The 1,364-nt window shown below is 69.6% G+C and carries 1 protein-coding gene; it reads left to right on the top strand.

Annotated elements, in window-relative coordinates:
* The first annotated feature begins 222 nt into the window (after nt 1-222).
* A complete protein-coding gene (locus ND747_RS16355; protein ID WP_251734472.1) occupies nt 223-1,341 on the top strand; it encodes an ISAs1 family transposase in 1,119 nt (372 codons plus the stop codon).
* Nucleotides 1,342-1,364 lie beyond the last annotated feature (23 nt).

Below are 1,364 nucleotides of genomic sequence, written 5' to 3'. Positions count from 1 at the left end.
CAGGGCTGCGGCAAGTTTGCTGGGTAGCGACTTGTGGGTCGTGTCGAGGGTCTGCGGTGGATGTGGGATGTGAGGACCGGCGGGTTCTGGCCCCGGAAACGGGGCGAGCATGACACCTGGGTGATCATGGAGGTTCCTAGGCCATCCTGATCACCCCGAGGTGCCATGCTCGCCGCACCATTATCTCCTTCTGTCCCTGTTCTGGATCAGCTGGCGTCGGCCATGGCCGGCGCAGCGACGCGGCCGGTGTCACCCGCGGGGTTGCTGGCGGTGTTCGCGCAGGTCGCCGACCCGAGGAAACGTCGTGGGACGCGGCACCGGCTGCCGGTCGTGCTCACGTTGGCGACGTGCGCGGTGCTGGCGGGGGCCCGGTCGTTCACCGCGATCGCCGAGTGGGCCGCGGACGCCGGCGAGACCGTCCGGGACAGGTTGGGGATCGTGCGGGTCCCGGACGCCTCGACGTTCCGCCGGGTCCTCGCCCGTCTCGACGCCGACGCGCTGGACACAGCCCTCGGGGCCTGGGCCGCGGCGGCGACCACGCCGACCAAAGGACGACGGCGGCGGATCGCGGTCGACGGGAAGACCCTGCGCGGCTCACGCCACGGCGACAGACCCGGCCGGCACCTGCTCGCCGCGTTCGACCAGCAACACCACGTCGTCCTCGCCCAGCGTGGGGTCGACGCGAAGACGAACGAGATTCCCGAGCTCAAAGCACTGCTCGGCGCCCTCGATCTGGCCGGCGCGGTGGTGACCGCGGACGCGTTGCACACCCAGCGCGACACCGCTACCTGGCTCGTTGAGCGCGGCGCCCACTACGTCCTCGTCGCGAAAGCGAACCAGCCGGCACTGTATGCCCAGCTCACAGCCCTGCCCTGGAACCGTGTCGCCACCCGTGTCCGCACGCGCGACCGTGGCCACGGACGTGTCGAAACCCGGACCGTGAAAGCCACCGAACTGCGCGCCGGCATCAACTTCCCCCACGCCGTCCAAGCCATCCAGATCACCCGCCGCCGGTCGCTCAACGGCGGGCCCACCACCACCGAGACCATCCACGCGATCACCAGCCTGCCGACCCACCAGGCCAGCCCCGTCCTGCTCGCCGACCTCGCCCGCGACCACTGGTCCGTCGAGAACCGGCTGCATTGGGTCCGCGATGTCACCTACGACGAGGACCACCACCATGCCCGGACCGGCAACACACCCCAGGTCATGGCCAGCCTCCGCAACCTCGCGATCAGCATCCTGCGCCTGTCCGGCACCACCAACATCGCCCAGGCACTACGCCACCACGCCCGCCGACCCGAACGACCACTCACCACGATCATGAACCTAAATTGCTAACCAGCAACTTTGCCGCTGCCCTG

Origin of the sequence: Frankia sp. R82 (assembly GCF_023716925.1) — a bacterium.
Classification (GTDB): domain Bacteria; phylum Actinomycetota; class Actinomycetes; order Frankiales; family Frankiaceae; genus Frankia.
The sequence above is the reverse complement of the archived record's forward strand: the minus strand, read 5'-3'. Positions and strand labels throughout refer to the sequence as shown.